Consider the following 21,742-nt stretch of genomic DNA (forward strand, 5'->3'; position numbering starts at 1 on the left):
TTGTTTGAGCATATATTAAGGTAGTTGTAAACACTACGACTTGACCTACAATCAAAGCTAAAGGCCTCAGGAACGTATAATTTTAGTGAATCAACAAAAAAGCATTGAGGGCGTAAAAAGTTATTTAGTCAACGTAGTTTTGACCATACTTTCTGTAATGGCGTTGCCTGGTCTTGTCGGCTCTCTTGCTAGGATCGTCGAGTTTGGTTTCCAAAGTACCATGCTCGTTCATATCACCTTGGCCCTATTAATGTGGTCTGTACTTTTAGTTAGAAATCGATTACCCCTTAGATTCAGAGCCAATTTTATTATTGCGACTCTTTTTCTTATCGCTAGCGCAGGGGTTTTAAAGTTTGGCGTGATGAGTACAAGTCCAATATTTTTTATTGGCGCATTGATCATTACCACCACTATTTTTGGTGCCCGCATTGGCGCTGTGGTTTTGACTTTGTCTTTTGGAGTGATCGGTTTAGCGATGTGGCTTTCGACCAGCGGCATGCTCAATTACGGCGTCGATACTGACATTTATGTCGATAACTTTCTAACGTGGCTCAATTATGTATTGTCATTACTAATGATTAGCATTGCGCTTCTAGTGCTACTTGGACGTCTTAATGGTTTTCTTTATTTGCAGGTGAAGGAATTAGAAAGGCGTGTAAGCGAGCGCACTACTGATTTACAGAATAAAAACAGCCAATTGCTCGAAGCCAAAGAAGTGGCGGATAACGCCAATAAAGCTAAGTCTGAATTCCTGTCCAATATGTCACACGAAATTAGGACGCCGATGAACGGTATTCTCGGAGTTTTGCAAGTCTTAGAAAAACAGCCTCTCGACACAGACCTTAAGAATTTGGTCTGGCAAGCAAGATATTCAGCTGATTCTTTATTAACAATTATCAACGACATTCTCGACTATTCAAAAATCGAGGAGAATAAGTTGGAAATTGAGTGCTTACCATTCTCCCTAATTGAAGTAACCAAATCTGTGAGTACAGATTTACATCCGATTAGTAATGTTAAAGGCATTGAGATTATCACGGAAATTGATAAAAACTTTGTTGACGGCTGGCTGGGCGACCCAGTGCGTGTTAAACAAATCCTACTAAATTTGGTTTCAAATGGGGTTAAATTTTCGAAGGAAGGGAATGTAGTCATCAAGTTAGGTCATGCAGAGTTACATGGAAAAGACGCCGTCAAGTTCGACGTTATCGATTCTGGTATTGGCATGAACAAAGAGGCAAAAAGCCGATTGTTTGAGCGCTTTGAGCAGGCTGATAAATCCACGACTCGCAAGTTTGGAGGAACCGGCTTGGGTATGGCAATTACGCTCAATTTGGTAAAGTTAATGGCAGGTTCAATTCTGGTCGAAAGTGAAGAGCAGCAGGGAACGCATGTCACTGTTGTACTGCCATTAGTGCGGACTAACATAGACGAAACCTCTGAGCCCAACATACTGTCAGAGCAACCCGATCTATCGGGCAAAAACATCCTAATAGCGGAAGATAACGAAATTAATCGAGCAGTAATCGCGGCTATATTAAAGCCCACCGGTGCCAATCTGGTCATTGTCGAAAATGGAGTGCGCGCAATTGAAGCTATCGAAAAAGAATCATTTGACGTAATTCTGATGGATATCCATATGCCTGAAATGGATGGTCTAGAAGCGCAACAAATCATTAATCAGCGCTACCCTCAGCTGCCGATTATCGCATTAACTGCGAACGTAATGGCTGACGACATTAAGAGTTATTTAGCGCAAGGTTTTGTGTCTCACCTTGGGAAACCTTTCGAAAAGTCTGATTTATTTGCGCTATTGAATACATACTTAGATTGAGACACAAACTTTCGACTTGTGAAAAAGCGCTGTTGTGCCTTTTAGAAGGCACAAAAAAGCCGGCTGATGCCGGCTTTTCAAAGCGTAAATTTTAATCAACGCTGGCTGGAGTTGCCATTGGTGCGTTAGCTTTTGACTTGACCGCAGCCATAATGGCCGAGCGTCCCGAAACAATAAGTTCCGGTCGTTCGTCATTAGCAATCGCTTTAATAGAAAGTTCTGCAAAGTCTTGCTCAATTGACTTCGGTGTGGCCATCGGGTGGCTAGCACGCTTAATGACAATCGCTGTTTTTTGCGACTCCTTTTTGCTGTTTTCAGCAGCGACGGGCTCTGCAACAACTTCGCCAGCGCTCTCTTCTGTAGTTTCTGCGCTTGTATCATCACTGGCTTGTGCATCAAACAAATCAGCAACCACGGGTTGTTGCATAGATTCATCTGACTTTGCATCTTCATTCGCAATTGTTTCTGCTGACTCCTGCGCAACTTCCGGCTCAATACTGCTATTTTCGTTGAAGGGGGCAGCTTGTTCTTCAACTGCAGTTTCGGTCACAACGTTATTTTTAACTGTTGTAGTCTCTGCAACAGGCTGTGCTTCAACCGGCGTTTCTGGTGCATCAAAGTTTAACTCGTCTTGCGCTTGTTCAGAATCGCTTTGCTTTTTACGCTTCTGACCAGCAGCGCGCGTGTGTCGAGGTGTACGACGACTGCGACCATTGCCTCGTGAAGCTTTTTGCTCATCTTTTTCAGTAGTAGCATCCACATCGGCACCAGCCGCTGTTGCGTCTACTTCTGGTTGAGCGACCGCAGCGGCTTCGCTTTCATTCGCTACTTCAGCCTGCGGCTTTTTCTTCGCTCGAGGCTTAGGAGCACGCTTCTTAGGTGTTTTCTCAGCAATTGCATCTTTCGTTTCTGCAGGTTTTGCATCCGCTCCAGTCTCTGCTGCTACTTGTTCTGCACTCTGAACTGGCTGCTCAACCGCTTGATCGTTCGTTTTACTGCGCACGCTCTTGCGATTGTTGCGACGTGAACGACGCTCTTTGGTCGCTTCTGTCGCGTTATTGTCTTTTTGTTCAGTATCGCTATCGGCTTCATTGTTGCGGTTGCGGCCACGCGTACGCTTGTCATTTTGATTGCGACGTTGCTTTTCACTCGGTTGATCGGCCGCTGACTTATTCTCTTCGGTATTTCTACCTTTACCACCGCGACGGTTTTCATTGCGGCGCTGGTTACCCTTGGTATTATTACGCGAACGATTATTGCGTTTTTGTTGGTTACCACCGCGTTTATTACGGCCCTTACGTTTGGGTTGCTCTTCTTCTTTACCAAATAATTTTTTCAACCAACCAACAAGCTGTTCTACCACGCCGGGCTCATTTATTGCCTTCGCTTTAGGTTTTTCCTTGCTTGGTGCTGGTGCAGGTTGTGGTGGTGCAATTAGACCTTGTAGTGCTGGCTCCTCGCGCTTGGCAACCGGAGCTGCTTGAATATCTGATTTATCGTTGTCTAACTCGATCAAATCTACTGAGTAGCTCGCATCTGTGCTTAGCTCGTCAGCACGACGACGTTCAATGCGATAATGCGGGGTGTCTAAATTCGGGTTAGGTAATAATATTAACTCAACACCGTGACGTTGTTCGATAGAGCGAATGGCCTTGCGCTTCTCATTAAGCAAGTAGGTTGCAACGCTAACAGGAAGCTGAGCCTCTAATTGGCGTGTGTTCTCTTTAATGCTCTCTTCTTCCAAGATACGCAAAATAGACAGAGCCAAAGACTCAGTGCCTCTAATGGTGCCGTGGCCATTACAGCGTGGACACACGTGGTGCGCTGAATCACCCAATGACGGGCGCAATCGTTGACGCGACATCTCCAGTAGGCCGAAGCGCGAAATTCGTCCGATTTGTACTCGTGCGCGGTCTGGACCAACAGCGTTTTGCATGCGATTTTCGACTTCGCGTTGGTTGCGCACCGGCGTCATATCAATAAAGTCGATGACCACCAGGCCGCCAAGATCTCGAAGACGCAATTGGCGCGCAATTTCATCAGCGGCTTCTAGGTTAGTGTTAAGCGCTGTCTCTTCAATATCACCGCCTTTAGTTGCTCGGGCAGAGTTGATGTCAATTGAAGTTAACGCTTCCGTTGGGTCGATAACAATCGAACCACCGGACGGCAAACGAACTTCGCGTTGGAAGGCTGATTCGATTTGGCTTTCAATTTGGTAATGGCTGAACAATGGCACTTCGCCTTTGTACATTTTTACCCGATTGACAAAGTCTGGGCGCACTAACTCGATATGTTTACGCGCTTGCTCAAAGATAGCCTCTTTATCAATCAGAATTTCACCAATATCTCGACGCAAGTAATCGCGGATCGCTCGAACAATGACGTTGCTCTCTTGGTGAATAAGGAATGGAGCAGGGCGCTCTTCAGCAACAGTGCTGATAGCATTCCAGTGGGTAAGTAATACACTTAAATCCCAGGCTAGCTCTTCGTATGATTTACCTACACCCGCAGTTCTAACGATAAGCCCCATGCCTTCGGGTAAATCGAGCTGGTTAAGTGCCTGTTTTAATTCAGTACGCTCATCGCCTTCAATGCGACGCGAGATGCCACCCGCACGCGGGTTGTTTGGCATTAATACCAAGTAACTGCCGGCCAAGGATATAAACGTCGTTAGCGCTGCTCCTTTTTGGCCGCGCTCTTCTTTATCGACTTGAACGATAACTTCTTGGCCTTCTTTAATGACGTCTTTAATGCTGGGACGACCATCGAATTTATAGCCTTGCGGGAAGTAGGTTTTAGCAATTTCTTTAAGAGGGAGAAAACCGTGACGTTCAGCGCCGTAGTTGACAAATGCGGCTTCTAAGCTTGGCTCAACACGAGTGATTGTGCCTTTGTATATATTCGCCTTTTTTTGCTCGTGTCCAGGGCTTTCAATATCAAGGTCGTAGAGTTTTTGCCCATCTACAAGGGCGACCCGCAACTCTTCTGATTGAGTTGCATTGATCAACATTCTTTTCATTCTATCTTTTCTCAGTAATAACACCGACAAAAGACACATAACCGGATGCTACACCTGCTGTAGTCATCGTCTCGACGAGCCTTGGGTGTAGGTGGCCAATTAACCGCAAGCCCGCTACATCCGTCTGTTTTTCAACGGTCATTATATGTAGTAGCGCGCTTGCCGTGTCGGGAAGGCAAACCCTATTTGTTCTGTCTTGTGATCCTAAGCCTGTTTGAGCGCTTAGCATTCATCCAAATCTGTATCTTCAATCGGCGATAGCTTTATTTTTATCGCGATGCAGACTTTGCCCCCAAAAAATTGTCGGCATTTGCCGCGGGGTCGCAAAACTATTATCTGCATAAATGTACGAAATCACGCGGCGTAAATTAATCTTCGCAGGTTTCGTGTTAAATCCGATTAATGAAGTGGTATGGTCAACACACTCCTTGCGGACGTCGCATTATCGCTTTTTTTCCGTTTTCAGGCAAGCAAACAAATTTTTAATTGGTTTATGGCGCAATTGCGTTAAACTGCGCGCCATGCAGCCTGAAATTACATCCCCAAATAAAGTCCAGTTTTGTGAGATCGATGACGATCATCACGGCCAACGCGTGGATAATTTCCTCCATACCCATCTAAAAGGTGTTCCCAAGTCGTTGGTGTACCGGATTTTGCGTAAGGGTGAAGTCAGAGTTAATAAAAAACGGGTAAAGCCAGAGTACAAGTTGCAAAGCGGCGATGTGGTGCGTATTCCACCGGTGCGCCAAGCTGAACCTAATGCACTCCCTTCAACCAAATTGGACAAAGTCGCAAATTTAGAAGCGGCCATATTGCATGAAGATGATCGCCTTATTGTGTTTAATAAACCGAGCGGTCTGGCGGTACACGGTGGCAGTGGTTTAAGTTTTGGCTTAATCGAAGGCCTTCGAGCACTGCGACCACAAGCTAAGTTTATGGAGTTAGTGCATCGACTCGATCGCGATACGTCGGGTTGTATTTTAGTCGCCAAAAAGCGCTCTGCCCTTAAAGACCTGCACGAACAGCTGCGAAATAAGTCAGTAGATAAGCGTTATTGGGCACTGGTAAATGGTCACTGGCCAGCGAATCGATTCAAAGTCAAAGCACCACTGCACAAGAACGTGCTGCAGTCGGGCGAGCGTATGGTGTTTGTTAACCCACAGGGTAAACCGTCAGAAACGCGCTTTCGAATCTTACAAGCCTATGCGGCGGCAACACTCGTTGAGGCGTCTCCTATAACCGGGCGAACGCACCAAATTCGCGTACATTGTCAGCATGCTGGGCACTGCATTGCAGGCGATCCCCGTTATGGTGATGAGAGTTTTGAGGACTATTTACAGCCCTTGGGTAGTTCGCGTCTGTTTTTACATGCGCATTCGATTGCATTTATTCACCCTCACACTGGCAAACCGGTGCGCTTTGAAGCGCCTTTAGATAACGCATTAACACAGTTACTCAATAAATTGCCGAAAGTATAAGGTTTGCGATGCACTATCAATTAGTTATTTTTGATTGGGACGGAACTGTGATGGATTCCGCTGATAAAATCGTCAAATGTATGCAGCTTGCAGCGGTAGATTGTCAATTGGACATACCGAGTCGAGAAGCCGTGGCAAACATCATTGGTATCTCACTATCACCAGCCATTGCTAAACTGTTTAACCTCACGGATCAACAATTAGTGGCGCGTATTGTAGAGCGCTATAAACATCATTACTTAAATTCAGACCAAACGCCGTGTCCGCTGTTCCCCGGTATCCTACCTTTATTAGAGGCGCTTGTGCAGCAAGGTTGCACGCTAGCTGTTGCAACAGGTAAAGCGCGCAGGGGATTAGAGCGTGCATGGGATAATACTCATACGCGGCAATTTTTCAGTTATTCACGCTGCGCCGATGAAGCACAATCAAAACCATCGTCCGATATGCTTGAGCAACTCCTCACTGAAAGCCAAGTGCCGATTGAACGCGCTGTTATGATTGGCGACACAACCTATGACATGCAGATGGCACAAACGCTAGGCATGGATCGTATCGCGGTTAATTATGGTGTCCATCAAGAAAGCGCATTGCGCAAGCACAATCCGGTATTTATCGCTGAGAGTGTTGCGCAATTGCATCAATACTTACTGCATCATTGATTTTGATGAAACAGTGGGTCATAACCAAATGATAACAGGCCTTCAATCGTTTTAATTAAGGGTAATCCAATCAGGGAATTGGGATCTGAGCTTTCAATTGATTCAAATAATCGAATACCCAAGCCTTCACATTTAAAACTCCCCGCGCAATCAAGCGGCATTTCAATCGCAACGTACCGCGTTATTTGCTCATCAGTTAGCCTGCGAAACTTCACCGTAACAGTATCGACAGCAGAGAATAAATGATTGGTTGATTGGCGGATAATGGCCAGTCCGGTGTAGAAAGTCACCGTATTGCCGCTGAATCTCTTTAATTGTCCAATTGCCCGTTCTACGCTTAACGACTTGCCAAATTGACTAGTACTACCATCGGGGTTACGCAGTTCGGCAACTTGATCTGAACCAATGACTAATGCTTCTGGGTGCAAGATGCTAATTGCTTTGGCTTTTTGTATAGAAAGTCGCTCGGCAAGCGCAGTGCTGAGTTCGTTTTCTGTGGCGCTTTCATCAATATTAGGTGCAACGCAATCAAACGGGATATTTAGCGTTTCTAATTGAGCTCGCCGGTATCGGGATGTTGATGCGAGAATGAGCTTTGCGTCTGAACTGTTGTGAGGGCTTGAATCCATAGGCTTTTGACGAATAAATCTTTGACTCTGTAGTGTATTCTCTATATTATGCGCGCGCTATGCAGAAAGTGAAACTGCCCCAAAAGATTGATCCAGCCAAAAGTGCAATGAAACGCTCAGATTATGAGGGTGTAATTGCATCAAAGGATTTGGTGCGTTTATTGGATGCAGTGACTGGGTGCAACGACTATATTGACGTACAAGTGAAGTTTGAAGTAGACGCGCAGGGTCTAGTCATCTTCCACGGCAATGTCAGCACTGAGGTTACACTTATCTGTCAACGGTGTTACGGTGAGCTTGCTCACTCTCTCGATTTGACGTTTTGCTACAGTCCAGTGCAGGGACCGGAGCAAGCTGACGAGATACCCGAAGCGTATGAACCGATTGAAGTAAACGAATATGGAGAAGTCGATTTATTTCAGTTGCTGGAAGATGAACTAATATTAGGTTTACCCATTGTACCCCTTCATGCAGAGGAGGATTGCAAGGTTAAATCAGAAGATATGACGTTCGGTGAGTTAGCAGAGGAACAAACGCGACAAAACCCATTTGCGGTTTTGAAAGAACTTAAGCGAGATCAGGAGTAATTTATGGCAGTACAACAAAATCGTAAAACACGCTCTAAGCGTGGTATGCGTCGTTCACATGATGCGTTAACTGGTTCGACTTTGTCTGTCGATTCAACATCTGGTGAAACACATCGCCGCCACCACGTAACCGCTGACGGTTACTACCGTGGTAAAAAAGTTGTTGGTGCGTAAGATAACTGCATAACGCAGGTCAATTATCTTGGCACAGCTAACCATAGCGTTAGATATAATGGGGGGCGATCATGGCCCCCTAGTTATTTTAGCGGCTGCCATTCGCGCAGTTGAAAAACATTCCCATTGTCAATTCGTATTATGCGGCGACCAAGCCGTTATCCGACCTGCGCTTGAACCGCTGTCCAACGAACAATTATCACGTATCGAAGTCGAACACTGCGAGCAAGTGGTGTTGATGGATGAAAAGCCGACACAAGCGCTGCGGAATAAAAAGCAATCCTCAATGCGCAGGGCGTTAGAGCTTGTTGCTGAAGGGCGGGCCGATGCATGTGTCAGTGCCGGTAATACTGGTGCTTTAATGGCAATGGCATTTTATGTATTAAAAACCTTGCCCGGCATAGACCGCCCAGCATTGGTTACAGCCATGCCAACGGCTAGTCATCATCGCGTATTCTTACTCGACTTAGGTGCAAACGTTAATTGCGATTCTGAAGCCTTGTTTCAATATGGCGTTATGGGCACGGTGTTGGCGCAGCAATGTGCGCGCATCGACAACCCGCGTGTCGCTTTGCTCAATGTTGGCGAGGAAGACATTAAAGGCAATGCCCAAGTAAAGTATGCCGATCAGCTATTTCGCAATGCCGAGAGTATTAACTATATCGGCTATGTTGAAGGTGATGATATTTTCACTGACGTGGCAGATGTAGTCGTAACAGACGGTTTTACCGGTAACGTCGCGCTGAAATCCAGTGAAGGCCTGGCAAAATTAGTGATTAACGAAGTGCGTCGCGTGTCGCAGCAGAATTGGTACACGCGACTACTCGCGAAAATCTCCTTACCCCTACTAAAAAGTATTTATACTCGGGTGAACCCCGACCAGTATAACGGTGCGAGTCTGTTAGGATTGCGCGGCATTGTGGTCAAGAGCCACGGGAACGCCTCAGCGGATGCCTTTTACTACGCAATTTCACAGGCTATAAATGAAGCGCAGATGCAAGTTCCTGAGAGAATAAAAAACAGAATAGAGCAGGTATTGTTGGAGCATCATTAAGCATGTACTCAAGATTTATTGGTACTGGAAGTTATTACCCAGAAGATATTCGCACTAACGCAGATTTAGAATCAATGGTCGATACATCCGATGAATGGATTACAGACCGAACTGGCATAAAAGAACGTCGTATTATTGGCGCTGACGAAACTGCCGCCACTATGGGCGCTGAAGCCAGTCGTAAAGCGATTGAAGCAGCAGATATCGACCCAAAGAGCATAGATATGATTGTCTGTGCAACCACGAGTGGTCGTTACGCGTTACCCTCTACTGCGTGCGAAATACAACGAATCCTCGATTTAGACGGCATTCCTGCCTTTGACGTAGCAGCCGCTTGCGCGGGTTATTGTTATGCGTTGAGTGTAGCTGATCAATACATTAAATCCGGTATGGCTAAGCGTATTTTGGTCGTTGGTACAGATTGCTTGAGTCGTCTGATTGATCCGGCTGACCGCAGTATGGTGATTTTATTTGGTGATGCAGCTGGCGCTACTATTATTGAAGCCAGTGAAGAGCCTGGTATTCTATCGACTCACATTCATGCGGCAGGTAGCTATGGTGATTTGCTATACGTCGGTAATCCAACCCGAGGAGACGAAGCGTCAGCCCACGAAAACTGGGGAGTGATGAAGGGCAATGAGGTGTTTAAAGTTGCCGTGACTAAACTCAGTGAAGTAGTTGAACAAACACTTGCTGCTAATAATATGCAAAAGTCCGATTTGGATTGGTTGGTTCCGCATCAGGCTAACTTCCGCATTATTAAGGCCACAGCTAGAAAACTCGATATGAGTCTTGATCAAGTGGTGCTAACCTTAGAAAAATACGGTAACACGTCTGCTGCAACCGTACCTACAGCGCTAGACACGGCCATACGCGATGGTCGAATCAAGCGCGGTCAGAATTTGTTATTGGAAGCTTTTGGCGGTGGTTTTGCCTGGGCTTCAGCATTAGTTAAATATTAATTACAGGAAACTTCATGTCTGTAAACGCTTGTGTATTTCCGGGACAAGGCTCCCAGAGTGTTGGCATGCTTGCGGCGATGGCCGACGAGTATCCACAAATTGAACAAACATTTGAAGAAGCATCAGCAAGTCTTGGTTATGACTTGTGGGATCTAGTGCAAAATGATCCAGACCAACAACTCAATCAAACGCATGTAACCCAACCTGCGTTGTTAACAGCTAGCGTTGCGCTGTGGCGCGTTGCTCAAGGCACTATTGGCGATGTCGCTTACTTAGCCGGACATAGCTTGGGTGAATATTCAGCGCTTGTTTGTGCTGGCGCGATATCACTGAGTGATGCGGTCAAATTAGTCGAAGCGCGCGGTAAGTTCATGCAGCAAGCTGTGCCTGCCGGTGAAGGTGCCATGTATGCGATTATTGGCTTGGCTGATGATGCGATCGTACAGTGCTGTGAAGCCGCGGAGCAGGAAACTGGTGGCGTAGTTGCACCGGTTAACTACAATTCACCGGGCCAAGTAGTTATCGCTGGAGCTAGTCAAGCTGCTGAATTGGCAGCGAATGCGTGTAAAGAAGCCGGTGCTAAGCGCGCTCTACCATTGGCAGTCAGTGTGCCTTCGCATTGTGCGCTAATGAAACCAGCAGCAGAACAACTAGCGGCTTTGTTAGACACCATCAATATTGCTGCACCGCAAATTCCAGTGGTTAACAATGTCGACGTAAGTGTTGAAACTAGCCCTGATGCGATTAAAGATGCACTTGTCCGGCAGCTTTATTGTCCTGTTAGATGGACAGAAAGCGTTGAGTATCTCGCCAAACAAGGTGTTGATACAGCATTTGAAGTAGGGCCAGGTAAGGTTTTAACCGGTCTCATTAAGCGAATCGATAAGTCGATTAGCGCGTCTCCTATGAACGAACCTGCACATTTTAACGCGGAATAAGAGAATTTAAGATGGAACAGATTAAAAAAATCGCGCTAGTTACCGGCGCAAGTCGCGGGATTGGTAAAGCGATCGCAGAAGCTCTCGTAGCGGCTGGGCATTTTGTCATCGGCACAGCGACAACCGAAAATGGTGCTGCGTCTATTAGTACTTATTTAGGTGAAAATGGCACGGGTATGGCACTTAATGTGACGGAAGCCGACAGTGTCAGCGATGTTATTAGTACGATTACCAAAGAGTATGGTGGTGTTGACGTATTGGTGAATAATGCAGGTATCACCCGTGACAATTTATTAATGCGAATGAAAGACGATGAGTGGGACGATATTATGAGTACCAACTTAAAGTCTATCTTTACGCTATCTAAAGCGGTATCTCGCGGTATGATGAAAAAGCGCTTTGGTCGCATTATAAGCATTGGCTCTGTTGTGGGCAGCGCAGGTAACGCCGGTCAAGCTAACTACGCAGCTGCAAAGGCAGGGGTAATTGGCTTTACTAAGTCGTTAGCCCGAGAAGTAGCGAGCCGTGGTATTACGGCGAACGTTGTCGCGCCAGGGTTTATTGATACGGATATGACGCAATCATTAACGGATGATCAAAAAGCCGCAATTTTTAAAGATATTCCGGCCAATCGCTTAGGCGCACCAGCTGAAGTCGCTGCTGCGGTTGCTTTCTTAGCCAGTGATGCTGCGGCTTATATTACTGGTGAAACATTGCACGTAAACGGTGGAATGTTCATGCAATAACCAGTTAAACGGCTAAATATGATTTAGTCGCTTGATTGTTAAGAATTTGTTGATACACTTTTTGTTGTTAGCTGGTTTGACCTCCTCGATTTAAACGATTGTTACTTGCAAGGCGTTTTGAGGCTGAATAAACTAGCGGCAGTTTTTATATCTAGTGACGTAAAGGGAAATCTAGAACTATGAGTAACATCGAAGAACGCGTTAAGAAAATCATTGTTGAGCAACTTGGCGTAAAAGAAGAAGAAGTAAAAAGCGAAGCCTCTTTTGTTGACGATCTTGGCGCAGACTCACTTGACACTGTTGAGTTGGTAATGGCGCTAGAAGAAGAGTTTGATACCGAAATTCCTGATGAAGAAGCAGAGAAGATTACTACGGTTCAATCGGCTATTGATTATATCAACGCCAACAAAGACGCTTAATCTAAGTATTCCTAAAAACGGCTCTTTTTGAGCCGTTTTTCCGTTTATAGACTATCAGTTTTTTTCTATCGAGGGCAAAGTGACCAAAAGGCGCGTTGTTGTTACCGGTATGGGCATGCTTTCTCCGCTTGGCAATACCGTTGAAGAGACTTGGGGAGCGATCCTCAAAGGGCAGAGTGGCATAGGACCGATCACACATTTCGATCCTGAGCAGTTATCTACACGTTTTGCGGGTGAAGTCAAAGATTTCGATCCTACGCAGTACATCGAGCGCAAAGAGGTCAAAAAAATGGACCGCTTTATTCAGCTGGGTATTGCTGCTGCAAAACAAGCGATGGCTGATGCGGCGCTTGACGTGAATGAAAGCAATGCACATCGCATTGGTGTTTCAATTGGCTCGGGGATTGGTGGCTTGCAGTTGATTGAAGAAAATCACACTAAGCTAACCAATAGCGGTCCGAAACGTGTATCGCCATTTTTTGTGCCTTCGACAATTACCAACATGATCTCGGGTTTTTTGTCCATTATGGAAGGTCTTAAAGGGCCTAACCTCAATGTTGTCACTGCTTGTACAACTGGTGTGCACAACATTGGCATTGCTGCGCGCACAATTGCGTATCACGATGCCGATGTTATGGTGGCTGGCGGTGCCGAAGCATCTATTACGCCATTAGGTATGGCTGGGTTTGCTGCGGCTCGTGCTCTCAGTAGTCGCAATGATGATCCACAAGCTGCAAGTCGTCCATGGGATAAAGGTCGCGATGGTTTTGTTATGGGCGAGGGCGCGGGTGTCATCGTGTTAGAGTCGCTTGAACATGCACAAGCACGTGGCGCTAAGATTTATGGTGAAGTGGTTGGTTTTGGTATGAGCGGTGACGCTTTCCACATGACTTCACCACCTGAAAATGGTGAAGGTGCCGCGATGTCGATGAACAATGCGATTAACGACGCCGGTATTGATGCCAATGCGATTGGTTACGTCAATGCTCACGGTACATCTACACCAGCCGGTGATATTGCTGAGTTACGTGCGGTTAAGTCCGTATTTGGTCAAGGCACCAGTGTTAAAGTGAGTTCGACAAAATCTATGATTGGCCATTTATTAGGGGCCGCCGGTTCTGTTGAAGCGATATTTACCTTGCTGGCGTTGCGCGATCGCTTGGCGCCACCCACAATTAACCTCACTGATCCCGACGATGAGTGTGATGTAGACCTAGTCCCCAACGAACCCAAAGCGTTTAACGAGGATTATGCCTTGTGCAACTCGTTTGGTTTTGGTGGCACGAACGGATCACTCGTATTTAAGCGCATGGATGGGTAAACTGCTCATTCTAGGATAGTAATAGCGAGCAGTATTTTGAGTGACCACTCATTGGTAATGGCGACAAACAGTCGCGCAGCGAACTACGGCGATGGTTGTTTTACTACTATCGCCGTTTTAAATGGTCGCTTACAACTTGCTGATTACCACTTAAAACGCCTGCAATCTGACTGCACTCGATTGGGTATTGATCATCGCGCTATCTCATATGTATGCGATGATTTGCTGACAAACGAAGCTAGTAACACCGAAGCAAGTCAACAAGTGATTAGTTTGCAAGCGCTAATGGCAATGTTAGATTCGCATGTCGACCACGAACAAGCCGTACTTAAAATTTTAATCAGTCGAGGTAATGGCGGGCGCGGTTACTCACCGGCAAGTTGCTCTAATCCAGAAGCAATCATCACTCTACATCCCTTTCCACAGTACTATGCACAATGGCGAGCACGAGGCGTAGCACTGGGTGTCTCGCCAATACAGTTAGCAGAGCAGCCGTTATTGGCTGGTCTTAAGCACCTTAATCGCTTGGAACAAGTGCTAATAAAACAAGCGTTGGAAACGACAGAGTATGACGATGTGCTGGTTACAACGTTAAGCGGAGAATTGATTGAAGCGTCTGCCGCGAATGTTTTTTGGTTAGCCCATGATGGTACTTGGTGCACGCCGAAGATCACTCATGCAGGGGTGAACGGTGTTTGTCGACAGTGGATCCTCGATTTTTTGTACGGTAAAGACTTGCCGGTCAATGAGGCGCACTTCAAACTCAGTGATGTAATGGCCGCGCGAGCTGTTTTTTTGTGTAATGCTGTGATGCAAATAATGCCAGTTAACTCACTGGAGTCACCCCAAGGCAAGGCTAGCTTCGCATTAGAACCAGTATTTAAGTTAGCAACAAAGATAGATGATGAGGCTATACAACGTGCGTAAAAACCTAACTCTTCTTTTTGCAATTTTGTTTGCAGTTAGCATTCTAGCGGGTCTGTTCGTTTTACATAAAGCAAACAATGCGATTTCTCAGACGGCTAAAAATAAGACTGATTATCTGTTTACGCTTGATCCTGGTACCAGTTTGTATCAGCTGATGAGTCAATTGGACGATGCAGGCGTTTATCAGCAAAGCGATTGGCTAAAAATTGCCTTTCGGTTACAAGCCCAAGTTTCGACCATTAAAGCCGGAACCTATGAGATTGCGCCCGGATTAACGCTTACGGAACTGTTACAAGACCTCTACCAAGGTAACGAAAAGCAGTTTTCTATCACCTTGATAGAGGGTTTACGTTGGCGCGATTGGCTTGCACAACTCAATGACCACGAATACTTGGTCGATCCATTAGACGCGGCTGATATTGCCCAATGGCTTAGTGAAAACCCAGTACCAGGTAATAACTTAGAGGGTTGGTTGTTGCCTGATACCTACGCATTTACGGCAAATACCCCGGTGATTGATATTGTTGAGCGTGCGCACCGAGCAATGCAAACACTGTTAGAGGAACAATGGCAAAACCGCTTCCCCGATTTACCCTATGAAGCAAGCTATGATGCGCTAATAATGGCATCCATTATTGAAAAGGAAACAGGTGTTGCTCACGAGCGCGAGCACATAGCCGGGGTTTTTGTGAATCGACTCAACAAAAACATGCGTTTACAAACCGACCCAACTGTCATTTATGGCATAGGGGAGAGTTTCGATGGCAATATTACCCGCAAACACTTGCGCACGCCGACCCCTTACAATACTTATGTGATCAAAGGATTACCGCCTACGCCAATCGCGATGCCGGGTAAAGCCTCAGTTTTAGCGGCCTTCAATCCGTTAATTACCGATGATTTATATTTTGTGTCTAAAGGCGATGGCACACATTTTTTCTCATCAACCCTCGAACAACACAACCAAGCTGTGAGAGAATATCAGCTAGGTATCAAGTAAAGTCGAAAACAGTTTGAAATCAGGCAAATTTATTGTAGTTGAAGGCCTCGAAGGAGCCGGCAAGAGCTCAGTCATTGCGCAAATCAATACCGCACTTAAAGACGCTCAAAAAGACGTGGTAAATACCCGCGAACCCGGTGGTACGCCCATGGCGGAAGCCATTCGAGCATGTGTTAAACAACCATGGGATGAGACAGTAACGACCGAAACTGAGCTTATGTTGATGTACGCAGCGCGGTCACAATTGATCGAAAACGTGATTAAACCCGCTATCGAGCAAGGGCAGTGGGTAGTTGGCGACCGCCATGATTTGTCATCAATCGCGTATCAGGGCGGTGGTCGTGGTGTTGATCGCACTCTTTTAGATACCATTCGCGGTATTACACTGCAGGGTTTCAAGCCCGACTTAACCATTTACTTGGATGTCGAGCCTGCAGTCGGTTTAGCGCGGGCGAGAGGCCGGGGTGAATTGGATCGCATAGAACTTTCGGGATTAGACTTTTTTGAGCGTGCGCGAAGCAGTTATTTAGCTGAAGCCGATAAGGATAACAGCATTCGCGTAGTAGATGCCATGCAAGACATGGATGCCGTACATCAATGCGTTGTTAGTATAATTAATCAATTTGTGCAGCAATGACATTACCTTGGTTTGACTCGAATTTAACGACCCTTGCTCAGCGCGCCATTGCACGTCGTTTGCATCATGCTTTGTTGTTTTCTGGCCCGCGAGATATAGGTAAACAACACTTTGCCCGTGACTTGGCACAAATGCTGTTGTGTAAAGATGTAACCACGCATAATCGCGCGTGTGGTCAATGCCAAGCATGTAATTTGTTTATCGCTGGTAGCCATCCAGACTTCATTTGGCTGACAACTGAAAAGACGCAAATTAGTGTTGATGCGATCCGCGAAGCGATACAACAACTCAACACCACGGCACAATTAACCCACAACAAAGTCTTGGTGATACCCGACGCACATTTGTTGAGTGAATCAGCAGCTAATGCATTGCTAAAAACGCTCGAGGAACCTACGCCATCAACTTTTATTATTTTGCTCACGCCATTTGTTAGCCGCTTACTGCCAACCATTTTAAGTCGCTGCGAAAAACATACGTTACACACGCCCGATGCTACACAAAGCTTGCCTTGGATAACACAACAACTGCATGCACAAGGGCACAATGTCGATGTTGAACCATCGACGCTAGCGGCCTATGGCAATGCACCTTTTGCAGTAATCAATAGCGTCGTTAATGCCGACGCCTTGAGTTTTGATGAGTTCAGTCAAACATTGCAAGCGGTGTTAGCTCGCCGTTTGTCACCACTGGATGCCGCGGAAAAGTATCAAAAAGATTACTTACAGGTGATCAATTGGGTACAACGTGATGTAAATAGCAAGACTAAAGACGGTCATCAACAGCTACTTGAACGCCAATGGCAAGCGGCTAATAGACTAGATGAACTAGCGTTGAGTGCCCGCCATGCTGGCGTTAATAAAGTATTGTTACTGACCGAAATTTTTGACACCGTTTTAGAAAGTGTAGAGTAAATGTTTGTAGATTCGCATTGTCATTTAGACCGATTAGGTCAATCAAAAGAGGAACTAGCTGCAACATTAAAGTTTGCCAAAGACCGCGGCGTTGAACACTTTTTGTGTGTTTCAGTGTCGGTAAAAGATTATCAACCTATGCTAAAAGCCATTGAGGGACTTGATAATATTTCTGTATCTTGTGGTGTTCATCCCTTGCACCAAGAAGACCGCTGCGCCAAGCAAGAATTACTCGATGTGTGTAGCGATGAGCGCGTAGTAGCAGTCGGTGAGACAGGCCTCGATTATTTTTACAGTGAAGACACCCGCGATGTGCAAATGGCATCATTTATCGATCACATTCACGTTGCCAACGAATTAAACAAACCGCTGATCATTCATACGCGCGACGCACGGCAAGATACACTGGATGCCTTACGTAAGCACAAAGCCGAATCTACACAAGGAGTTTTGCATTGCTTTACCGAGTCTTTGGAGATGGCAGAAGCGGCAATAGCGTTGGGTTTCTACATTTCTTTTTCCGGCATAGTAACGTTTAACAGTGCCAAGGAGTTACGCGAAGTGGCAAAAGCCATTCCACTGGATAGAATACTAATAGAAACTGACTCTCCATGGCTAGCACCAGTACCACACCGAGGGAAACAAAACCAACCCGGGTATGTCGTTGAAGTCGCTGAGTTCATTGCACAACTGCGCGGTATCAGTGTTGCTGAGCTCGCTGCCGCCACAACGGCAAATTTCTATCGTTTATTTGATCGCGTAGAGGCCGCCTAAATTGGAAAGCACTATGCTACCACTATGGCGTCAACCACTTGCGCGCAGCTTATATAAGAGTAAAGGACATCCTGAGAGTCGATATCTACAGCTGGCGACCGTCAGTTTAGAAGGCTTACCCAAAAACCGTACCTTAGTGTTCCGCGATTTTGATGATAAGAGTCGGCTACTTATGATCACCGATAGCCGTACAGCAAAATGGCAAGACTTCCAGCATTCCACCAAAGCTGCTATCTGTTGGTACATTGCTTCGACACGTGAGCAATATCGCTTAGAAGGTAGCATAGAGTTACTTTCTGCATCAGATAAAAAAGCCGCTCAAGAGCGGCAAAGAAGGTGGGAGAGTTTGTCTTCGGCAGCAAAACAACAATTTTTGTGGGGTAGGCCGAAGACCCCACGGGCAAAACACACTGATTTAGTGGTCGACTCCGATGCAATGACCGAAGTCCCCCCCGATCACTTTGAACTGATTGCGTTCGAAGCTGAGTACGTTGATTACCTGAATCTCAAAGGTAATCCTCAAGATCGCATTATTTACACCTGTACTAACGCCCAATGGTGTGAAGAGCGCGTGATCCCCTAGCGATTAACAGCTACCAAGGTCCTTGCACAACATTATTAACGTGACTGTCGTTAATGGTTAACCCTACTAACGAAACCGAATATTGAGTACAAAGCGCACGGATCGTGAGTTGTTCCTCTTCTGGTAAATTTAAGTTTTCCACGTATATGGTTTCGCAATTACCCGATGTAATAAGACGCTTAATCCAGTTCGGCACTTGCTCATCTTCCGGCTTTTGAATTCTAATTGCGTGGATGTTGCTATGGTTAAGTGTCTTTTCAAACACGACACTTTCAGCAATTAAGTAATGCCAGCCAGGCTGTTGGCGTTGTTGCGCATGTAATTCAATAATGTTGTTGGTATTGATAGTCGCTGCTGTGTTCATAGTCTTAACCTGATATTTATACAGTGTATAAGCATACAGTAATACTGTATAAAAACACATGCAAGTGTTTTTTTGATTAATTTTCGCACTAACGGAGACTTTTTAAATACTGGCAAGGTTTGCCGAGTGGTTAAACCGAGTATTTCTTTAGTAAACCGTACAAGGCATTCATATCGATGGGTTTGCCAATATGCGCAACAAATCCATGCGCTAAATAGGTTTGCACATCTTCGGCCATAACATTGGCAGTTAAAGCAACGACGGGCGTACTGGGCTTAATCTCACGGATTTTTTGTTGGGCTTGAAGGCCATCCATTATTGGCATTTGTATATCCATGAATATCAGGTCAAAATCTATTTTTTGTGCGGCTGCAACAGCTTGCTCACCATTTTCAACAGTGATCACTTTCGCTTGAGTATCGGCCAGCATAGTCTGGATGATGACCTGATTGATATCGTTGTCTTCGGCCACTAATATTTTTTTGTCTGCAAGCGCTGGGGGGAGGAGGGCTTTTTGTGATTCTGACTCGGTGATACTAAAGTCTTTGGTTGGTGGTAGTGGCAGTATCACTTCAATGGTGGTGCCTTTACCCTCTGCGCTGGTCAGTTCGATGCGGCCGCCCATCATTTTAATTAAATTGACAGTTATCGCCATGCCAAGGCCTGTACCGCCAAACTTACGAGTAGTGGAGCTATCTGCTTGAGTAAAACGCTCAAAAATGCGTTGCTGAACTGCTTCGCTCATGCCTATACCGGTATCAATTACTTGGATAATCAGCGCGGGTTTACCCTTGGAATGGCCATTGCGAATATCGATTGTAACACCGCCCGTTTCGGTAAATTTTACCGCGTTAGATACCAAATTAAGCAAGATTTGTTTGACCCGAACGATGTCGCCGATATAACCATCAACAAAATCCTCATCAATGACTGTTTCGAAATAAATACCTTTGTCGTTAGCTAAGGTGTAGACATCGAATTGTACTGACTCAATGACTTGAATTAACGAAAAGGGCTTCTGTTCGAGATCGAGTTTGTTCTCCGCGATCTTTGAGAAGTCTAATATATCATTGATGATTGTTAGTAAGGATTTTGCGGAGGAAACCGCATTATCTAACAATAGGCGAGAGCCGCTGGGTATGGTTTCTTTGCGCAATAGTTGCAGACCACCGAGGATAGCGTTCATAGGCGTGCGTATCTCATGGCTCATATTGGCCAAGAAGGCATTCTTGGCTTGGTTGGCATCTTCTGCGGCCTGCTTGGCAATTTTTACTTCGTCTAATGCTTTTACTGATTCAGTTATATCGTAATTGACCCCAATGACTTTTAACGCTTGACCATCCGAGTCACGGATCACTTCAGCGCTGGCTTTGATAAATTTTATTTCCCCAGCAGGGGTTATGATACGAAACTGCGGGTCATACCGACCGTTTCCGGCAATGGCTGCAGTTAGCCTGCCAATGGTGTAATCCATATCATCAGGGTGAACACAGCTTTCCCAGGCTTCATAGGCTCCACTAAACTGTTGTTTGGTTACACCGTACAACTTGTACATCCATTCATCCCAAAGCAGTTTGTCATTGACGACATCCCACTCCCAAATCCCCATACCCGCCGAGTCATTGGCTAATTGCATCCTAAACGCATTCATTTCTGCATCTTCTTTCGCTTTAGTTAACTCCAGTTGAACGGCCTTTTGTTGTGAAATATCTTGCACCACAGACCAAATAAACTCTTCACCATCACTGCGAGCAATTCTTACACCGGATAACAGTACTGGGTAGCGATGGCCATGTTTGTGAATATATTCTTTTTCATAAGGGCCGTAGCGGCCTTGTTCGGTTAGGAGGGTGAGTTGATGCTGTTCTTGTTCGGCATACTCTTCCGGCGTGAGTTGCCAATAATCCATGCGATTTAGCTCATCGACGTCATAGCCTGTAAAGCGGCTAAACTCATCGTTCACATACTCAAAAGCGCCATCTTGTAAACGATTGATGGTGATTCCGACTGGGGCGAGATTAACGAATTGTTGGAACTTCTCGCGCTCCTCTAGATAAGCCGCCTGATACTTGTGTAAATCCGTCACCGCACGTTCCAGCTGCTCTTGCGTGTCTAATACTAGGCTTATGTCACGACCAATGGCCATTATCAGTTGTTTCCCATTGAGTTCAAATGCCGTGAGGGAGACCAAGCAGTTAAATGTGCTACCGTCGAGACGCGAGTGAACCCACTGAAATAATTGTGGGCCCTCATTTACTGTCTTATTGATGTAGTATTGGGCCAACTCTTCTGAGCGGGTACCACAGGGCTGGAATTCTGGTGACAAGTCCGCGGGTCTGGTGTTAAGGAAGTTAGTTTCGTTTTCAGTGCCGTGAAGACGAACAGCCGCTTCATTACATTCGATAAATGTACCTGTACTCAGGTCGATAATTGATAAAGCATCGGCCGACACTTCGAATAGTTGCTTGTACTTGGCCTGTTCTGCATTAGCAGTCGCAAGCTGTGCTTCAAGCTGCGCAATTCGCTGTTCTAATGAGTTTGACATGGCCGCTTTTATGTCCTTTTTCTCAAAGACTTACATTCCACGAGTCAGTATAGAAGTAAATCCTGACCCTTACCTATTTATTACCTTTCATTGAACGTTAATAGCTCGTGGGATTGATGCCGAATGGTCATGCAAAGTTGCATACAAAGCCTATGCTGTTTACATTGACAGGGTAGCA

General features: G+C 45.8%; 21 protein-coding genes. 17 read left to right on the plus strand and 4 right to left on the minus strand.

What is annotated here, in order from left to right; genetic code table 11:
• Positions 1-85 precede the first annotated feature (85 nt).
• Positions 86-1,834: an ATP-binding protein gene (locus tag QTP81_RS08930; protein ID WP_289365008.1), complete on the plus strand. Its 1,749-nt coding sequence runs from the start codon at positions 86-88 to the stop codon at positions 1,832-1,834.
• A gap of 91 nt (positions 1,835-1,925) precedes the next feature.
• On the opposite strand, the gene rne is transcribed toward QTP81_RS08930, so the two are convergent.
• Positions 1,926-4,853 carry a ribonuclease E gene (rne, locus tag QTP81_RS08935; RefSeq protein ID WP_289365009.1) on the minus strand — a complete coding sequence of 976 codons (2,928 nt, stop codon included), beginning with the start codon at positions 4,851-4,853 and terminating at the stop codon, positions 1,926-1,928.
• Between the two features lie 521 nt (positions 4,854-5,374).
• On the opposite strand from rne, the gene rluC reads away from it, so the two are divergent.
• Both rluC and QTP81_RS08945 read left to right on the plus strand, forming a co-directional pair.
• A complete protein-coding gene (rluC, locus tag QTP81_RS08940) occupies positions 5,375-6,331 on the plus strand; it encodes a 23S rRNA pseudouridine(955/2504/2580) synthase RluC (RefSeq protein ID WP_289365010.1) in 957 nt (318 codons plus the stop codon).
• 8 nt (positions 6,332-6,339) lie between these two features.
• Positions 6,340-6,990, plus strand: coding sequence for an HAD family hydrolase (locus tag QTP81_RS08945; protein WP_289365011.1), 651 nt, complete (start codon positions 6,340-6,342; stop codon positions 6,988-6,990).
• Here QTP81_RS08945 and QTP81_RS08950 read toward each other — a convergent pair.
• Positions 6,984-7,619: a Maf family protein gene (locus QTP81_RS08950; protein WP_289365012.1), complete on the minus strand. Its 636-nt coding sequence runs from the start codon at positions 7,617-7,619 to the stop codon at positions 6,984-6,986. The genes QTP81_RS08945 and QTP81_RS08950 overlap by 7 nt on opposite strands.
• Before the next feature lie 59 nt (positions 7,620-7,678).
• On the opposite strand from QTP81_RS08950, the gene yceD reads away from it, so the two are divergent.
• The 14 genes from yceD (at position 7,679) to QTP81_RS09020 (ending at position 18,655) form a co-directional block, all read left to right on the plus strand.
• The gene (yceD, locus tag QTP81_RS08955; RefSeq protein ID WP_289365013.1) at positions 7,679-8,206 is read left to right on the plus strand and encodes a 23S rRNA accumulation protein YceD; all 528 of its coding nucleotides are present in this window, start codon (positions 7,679-7,681) and stop codon (positions 8,204-8,206) included.
• Between the two features lie 3 nt (positions 8,207-8,209).
• Positions 8,210-8,380, plus strand: a complete 171-nt coding sequence (rpmF, locus tag QTP81_RS08960; RefSeq protein ID WP_289365014.1) for a 50S ribosomal protein L32 — start codon at positions 8,210-8,212, stop codon at positions 8,378-8,380.
• Positions 8,381-8,408: 28 nt separating this feature from the next.
• Entirely contained in the window at positions 8,409-9,434 is a 1,026-nt protein-coding gene (plsX, locus tag QTP81_RS08965; RefSeq protein WP_289365015.1) for a phosphate acyltransferase PlsX, read from the plus strand.
• Between the two features lie 2 nt (positions 9,435-9,436).
• Positions 9,437-10,396: a beta-ketoacyl-ACP synthase III gene (locus QTP81_RS08970; protein ID WP_289365016.1), complete on the plus strand. Its 960-nt coding sequence runs from the start codon at positions 9,437-9,439 to the stop codon at positions 10,394-10,396.
• A 14-nt stretch (positions 10,397-10,410) separates the two neighbouring features.
• Entirely contained in the window at positions 10,411-11,334 is a 924-nt protein-coding gene (gene fabD / locus QTP81_RS08975; protein ID WP_289365017.1) for an ACP S-malonyltransferase, read from the plus strand.
• 11 nt (positions 11,335-11,345) lie between these two features.
• Positions 11,346-12,080: a 3-oxoacyl-ACP reductase FabG gene (gene fabG / locus QTP81_RS08980; protein ID WP_289365018.1), complete on the plus strand. Its 735-nt coding sequence runs from the start codon at positions 11,346-11,348 to the stop codon at positions 12,078-12,080.
• Positions 12,081-12,259: 179 nt separating this feature from the next.
• Positions 12,260-12,499: an acyl carrier protein gene (acpP, locus tag QTP81_RS08985; RefSeq protein ID WP_018981476.1), complete on the plus strand. Its 240-nt coding sequence runs from the start codon at positions 12,260-12,262 to the stop codon at positions 12,497-12,499.
• A 79-nt stretch (positions 12,500-12,578) separates the two neighbouring features.
• Entirely contained in the window at positions 12,579-13,820 is a 1,242-nt protein-coding gene (gene fabF, locus QTP81_RS08990) for a beta-ketoacyl-ACP synthase II (protein ID WP_289365019.1), read from the plus strand.
• 36 nt (positions 13,821-13,856) lie between these two features.
• On the plus strand, positions 13,857-14,747 hold the full coding sequence (gene pabC, locus QTP81_RS08995; RefSeq protein WP_289365020.1) for an aminodeoxychorismate lyase: 891 nt from the start codon (positions 13,857-13,859) through the stop codon (positions 14,745-14,747).
• On the plus strand, positions 14,740-15,747 hold the full coding sequence (gene mltG, locus QTP81_RS09000) for an endolytic transglycosylase MltG (RefSeq protein WP_289365021.1): 1,008 nt from the start codon (positions 14,740-14,742) through the stop codon (positions 15,745-15,747). Before pabC ends, mltG begins: the two co-directional genes overlap by 8 nt.
• 13 nt (positions 15,748-15,760) lie before the next feature.
• On the plus strand, positions 15,761-16,384 hold the full coding sequence (tmk, locus tag QTP81_RS09005; RefSeq protein WP_289365022.1) for a dTMP kinase: 624 nt from the start codon (positions 15,761-15,763) through the stop codon (positions 16,382-16,384).
• Positions 16,381-17,298: a DNA polymerase III subunit delta' gene (gene holB / locus QTP81_RS09010; protein ID WP_289365023.1), complete on the plus strand. Its 918-nt coding sequence runs from the start codon at positions 16,381-16,383 to the stop codon at positions 17,296-17,298. The genes tmk and holB overlap by 4 nt, the downstream gene beginning before the upstream one ends.
• Positions 17,299-18,072 (plus strand): TatD family hydrolase, encoded by a 774-nt coding sequence (locus tag QTP81_RS09015; RefSeq protein ID WP_289365024.1) that lies wholly within the window; start codon positions 17,299-17,301, stop codon positions 18,070-18,072. It abuts the gene before it with no gap.
• Between the two features lie 13 nt (positions 18,073-18,085).
• On the plus strand, positions 18,086-18,655 hold the full coding sequence (locus QTP81_RS09020; protein WP_289365025.1) for a pyridoxamine 5'-phosphate oxidase family protein: 570 nt from the start codon (positions 18,086-18,088) through the stop codon (positions 18,653-18,655).
• A gap of 10 nt (positions 18,656-18,665) precedes the next feature.
• On the opposite strand, the gene QTP81_RS09025 is transcribed toward QTP81_RS09020, so the two are convergent.
• A complete protein-coding gene (locus QTP81_RS09025) occupies positions 18,666-19,019 on the minus strand; it encodes a hypothetical protein (RefSeq protein ID WP_289365026.1) in 354 nt (117 codons plus the stop codon).
• 130 nt (positions 19,020-19,149) lie between these two features.
• Entirely contained in the window at positions 19,150-21,564 is a 2,415-nt protein-coding gene (locus tag QTP81_RS09030) for a PAS domain-containing hybrid sensor histidine kinase/response regulator (protein ID WP_289365027.1), read from the minus strand.
• Positions 21,565-21,742 lie beyond the last annotated feature (178 nt).

It is taken from the genome of Neoalteromonas arenosi (genome assembly GCF_030362855.1).
GTDB lineage: Bacteria > Pseudomonadota > Gammaproteobacteria > Enterobacterales > Alteromonadaceae > Alteromonas_E > Alteromonas_E arenosi.

Coding starts and splice junctions, on each gene's coding strand:
- holB (WP_289365023.1), top strand. CDS start 16,381: ATGACATTACCTTGGTTTGACTCGAATTTAACGACCCTTGCTCAGCGC.
- QTP81_RS09020 (WP_289365025.1), top strand. CDS start 18,086: ATGCTACCACTATGGCGTCAACCACTTGCGCGCAGCTTATATAAGAGT.
- fabG (WP_289365018.1), top strand. CDS start 11,346: ATGGAACAGATTAAAAAAATCGCGCTAGTTACCGGCGCAAGTCGCGGG.
- QTP81_RS09025 (WP_289365026.1), bottom strand. CDS start 19,019: ATGAACACAGCAGCGACTATCAATACCAACAACATTATTGAATTACAT.
- fabD (WP_289365017.1), top strand. CDS start 10,411: ATGTCTGTAAACGCTTGTGTATTTCCGGGACAAGGCTCCCAGAGTGTT.
- rpmF (WP_289365014.1), top strand. CDS start 8,210: ATGGCAGTACAACAAAATCGTAAAACACGCTCTAAGCGTGGTATGCGT.
- QTP81_RS08970 (WP_289365016.1), top strand. CDS start 9,437: ATGTACTCAAGATTTATTGGTACTGGAAGTTATTACCCAGAAGATATT.
- QTP81_RS09015 (WP_289365024.1), top strand. CDS start 17,299: ATGTTTGTAGATTCGCATTGTCATTTAGACCGATTAGGTCAATCAAAA.
- QTP81_RS08945 (WP_289365011.1), top strand. CDS start 6,340: ATGCACTATCAATTAGTTATTTTTGATTGGGACGGAACTGTGATGGAT.
- acpP (WP_018981476.1), top strand. CDS start 12,260: ATGAGTAACATCGAAGAACGCGTTAAGAAAATCATTGTTGAGCAACTT.
- rluC (WP_289365010.1), top strand. CDS start 5,375: ATGCAGCCTGAAATTACATCCCCAAATAAAGTCCAGTTTTGTGAGATC.
- rne (WP_289365009.1), bottom strand. CDS start 4,853: ATGAAAAGAATGTTGATCAATGCAACTCAATCAGAAGAGTTGCGGGTC.
- QTP81_RS08950 (WP_289365012.1), bottom strand. CDS start 7,619: ATGGATTCAAGCCCTCACAACAGTTCAGACGCAAAGCTCATTCTCGCA.
- yceD (WP_289365013.1), top strand. CDS start 7,679: ATGCAGAAAGTGAAACTGCCCCAAAAGATTGATCCAGCCAAAAGTGCA.
- QTP81_RS09030 (WP_289365027.1), bottom strand. CDS start 21,564: ATGTCAAACTCATTAGAACAGCGAATTGCGCAGCTTGAAGCACAGCTT.